The sequence below is a fragment of the Pedobacter sp. 01N416 genome (genome assembly GCF_056399685.1).
On record NZ_JBFTRT010000516.1, the window covers coordinates 1 to 3,628 of the forward strand.

The window sequence follows — 3,628 nt, forward strand, 5'->3', positions numbered from 1 at the left end:
CTACCAAAACAGTTAGCTGACTTAAAGGAAAAAACAAAACTACATCATGATCTTGATGAGCTTAAGGAAAAAGCCATAACCTTAGAAAACCAGATCAGTGATCTAAAAGAAGTCTTGGACAGGTTAAAGATTGAGCTTAAAGAGACCAAAGAACTTATCGTCCTTCACCAGCTGGGCAAGCCTTCCTTTTTCTTCTTCCAAAAGCTTTTCAATACCAAGTCCTTTAAACAGTGGAACCTGCCTTTACAACAGTATCTGGATGACCTGAATAAAATCAGCAGTGCCATCTCAGAAACCGGGAAAGAAGAGCAGCAGTTGAAAACCCTGCTGGATAAAAATCAGACCGGGCAAAAAGAGATCAAGAAGGAACTGGCTTTAATTGAAAATAGGATTAAAGCATATGCAACAAAAAAAGAAGCACTTGTACAAGACTACAGAATACCATCCAGCAACCTACCTGATGAAAACCTGTATAAAGCCTATACTGAAGACAGATCCGCTTTTCATAAAAGTAATCCATGGTCATCAGAGAAACTCAATACCTTAAGGTCCAATATATTCTTAACAAGCCTCAAGATCCATGAATACGCTGTACTTAGCAATGCTAAACAGTTCCGCAACAACATCAACATACTCCTTGAAATGCTCGATGGCAAAGCCGCCGTTTCCAAAACAATCGCCTCCAGTGTATGGAAAACGTTTTTCTTTCTGGTTCCTGTTGTATCCACGTCGCTTGCCTCAGTCGGCCGCCTGTTTAAAAACCTCGAAGAGGACGGCATAGGCTGGCTCCTTTTGGACGAGGCCGGACAGGCTACGGTACAATCGGCAGCAGGAATCATAAACAGATCAAAAAGATCGATCATCATTGGAGATCCGCTACAGATCGAACCTGTAGTAACCAGTCCGGCAAAGCTCATTGAAATACTCAACCGCCCCTATAAAAATAAACCTATCTGGTCTCCACGCCTATCTTCTGCCCAACAGCTCGCCGATCGCATCAGCCCTCAGGGCACAGAGATAAAACAGAGCGACGGCCAGAAAATCTGGACAGGATTCCCACTTCGTACCCACCGCAGATGTACCGACCCGATGTTCTCGATCGCCAATCACATCGCCTACTCAGACCAAATGGTCAAAGCAACCCAAGAGGGTGAAAGCAGCACAGCAATCGGCCCATCCACCTGGTTCCATATTGCAGGAAAAATCGTAGAAAACAAGCAGGTTATCAGGGAAGAAATCGAACTGCTAAAAGAAAAACTGGCCATAATCCAAGATGCAGATAATATCTTTGTCATCTCGCCATTTAAGTCTGTAGCCGACAAATGCCGAATGGAACTCAACAAAAATTTCCCTAAGGTAAAGTGCGGAACCATACATACCTTCCAGGGCAAGGAAACCGACACGGTATTCCTCGTGCTTGGTAGCGATCCTAAAAGCGAAGGCGCGAGAAGGTGGGCGTCAGCTAAGCCCAACATGCTCAACGTGGCACTCACTAGAGCAAAAAAACACTTCTACGTCATCGGTAACAGAACCTTATGGCAGAGCTATAGTTATTTCGATTACCTATCGGCTAACCTTTAGTAATATTTTAATTTCTGCTAGCAACAACTGACGATGGATATATATTTCTTTCAGGCAAAATGCGGGGATGCTGCAAGGGTCGAATTCCAAGGAAATGACGGAAAGATTCATAATGTTTTTATTGATTCCGGTTTTGGCGATACCTACCGTCATATACTAAAACAAATGATTGAAGATGTTGGAAAAATTGATTTGTGGATCATATCTCATATTCATGATGATCATATTGGAGGTATTTTAGCTTTTCTAAACGCGGTCAAAGCCAAACTTATAAACCAAAAGGTCAAAACATGGTGGTATAATCCTCCACGTCTGATAGCAGGCGCAGCTAAAAATGTTAAAAGCATTCATCAAGGGGACCGGTTGTTTAATTATTTGAAAGAAAACAACAAGCTCATGTTATCGCCCATTACAAGTGAATTAAAGTCCATAGATTTGTACGGTTTAAAAATAACAGTATTATCTCCAGATATTAATGGGCTAAATAAATTAAGAGCAAAATATCAAAAAGTTTCACAACTAACTTTAGAACACGAAGAGCCCTTTCCCATCGACTATAAAGCATTAAAAAAGACAGATTACGATCTAAAACTGATAGATTTTGATCCGGGCAAATTTGATCCGGATGAGAACATTGATAATGGAAGTAGTATTGCTGTTTTGACAGAATTGGACGGCAAACGTATTCTCTGGCTGGCAGATGCCCACTCAAAGGTAGTCATACAGACAATAAAAAACATGGGGTACAGCAAACAGCGCCCTATTCATTGTGACTTGGTTAAGGTGACACATCATGGTAGTAAAGGAAATAATTCAGCCGAACTTTATGAACTTGTTAAATGTACGAAGTATATCTTTAGTGTAAATGGGGATAATATCCATAAACTTCCTGATAAACATTGCTTTGCATCTATCTTAATAAACAACGGAAGAGATTATAAAGAAGAATATCAGTTTTATTTTACCTATGATAATGCTACCTTAAAAAGTATTTTCGATGTGGACGGAAAAGGTGTATTTGAGAAATTTAACTTCAAGGTTTTCTACAATAATAACAAGTTTATTAAGATAAAAATATAATTTAGGTGATGGTTATAAGTTKGATCAAAAAAACGCTCAATTAATGAAAACTAAGGATTTACGCAGACTTTTTATTGCAAAGGTAAAGAAGAATTTTTTCTCAAATGATACTATTCATGCAGTATTAAAATATGATTTTAACCAAGAACAAAGGGATTATATTTTGGAGAAACTTTCTCCCAAATATAAAAACATTGCATACTGTAATCCACTTCCTGACGCCTATGAGGACCTTTGTAAACTTGAATGCTTTCATAGCGATGAAAGTAATCTCGAAATCGAACTACAATGGTATTTTGATAACATCACTCTATATAAACAAGAACTTGGTGATTTCTTTGAATATATGGACAACCTTGAAAGTGCAATCTTAAAAGACACGTATGAGAACGCGCTGGAGATATTAGACCTGATGGATGAGCATCTTGGCACATCTTTTTTTACACTTGAATCGGAATTTTACATTAATGAAATCAAGGGCAATGGCGATCAAAATCAATTAATACTTAATGACTTGGCTAAACTCAAGACGAATCACAAGCCACTTTTGATAGCTGAATTTAGTAAACTGAGGACAGGTAGTAAAACTTCTTCCTATTTTTATAATGCAACAATTGAACAGCATAAAACATTATATGATGAGGATTCACGCCAATATTTGGATTACATCATTTTTAAGTTAGATCCGATGAACTATGATACGGATTTGAAAAATCTAGCGTTTATTGCTGCATTTGATTCCGATTTCGCAATTATCGACCGATATCATTCCTTAAAAAAAATAATTGTTTTCCTTCTTTCCTTTCCTGCGGAGAACAACGGTAGAAATCAGGCCCTAAATTTCGCCAATACTAATTGGAAATTATATCCAGACTCGTTTTGGCTTCATTTATCACTACTTTCCGGCAATTCAAAGTTCTCATTAACATCTAGAACCTCTGCTTATTATAAGCTTACTGACCTATTC

Annotated in this window: 3 protein-coding genes; all 3 read left to right on the top strand. The window is 38.2% G+C overall.

All coding sequences use genetic code 11. The features are described from left to right. Nucleotides 1-1,581, top strand: a 1,581-nt coding sequence (locus AC1DND_RS22660; RefSeq protein WP_477584862.1) for a DEAD/DEAH box helicase, incomplete at its 5' end; no start/stop codon positions are given. A gap of 33 nt (nucleotides 1,582-1,614) precedes the next feature. Further along, nucleotides 1,615-2,661 carry a ComEC/Rec2 family competence protein gene (locus tag AC1DND_RS22665; RefSeq protein ID WP_477584863.1) on the top strand — a complete coding sequence of 349 codons (1,047 nt, stop codon included), beginning with the start codon at nucleotides 1,615-1,617 and terminating at the stop codon, nucleotides 2,659-2,661. 43 nt (nucleotides 2,662-2,704) lie between these two features. Next, nucleotides 2,705-3,628 (top strand): hypothetical protein (locus tag AC1DND_RS22670; RefSeq protein WP_477584864.1); only part of this gene is annotated, 924 nt, incomplete at its 3' end.

Excerpts from the sequence above, each read along its gene's own strand:
- AC1DND_RS22665 (WP_477584863.1), top strand. The coding sequence starts at position 1,615 with ATGGATATATATTTCTTTCAGGCAAAATGCGGGGATGCTGCAAGGGTC.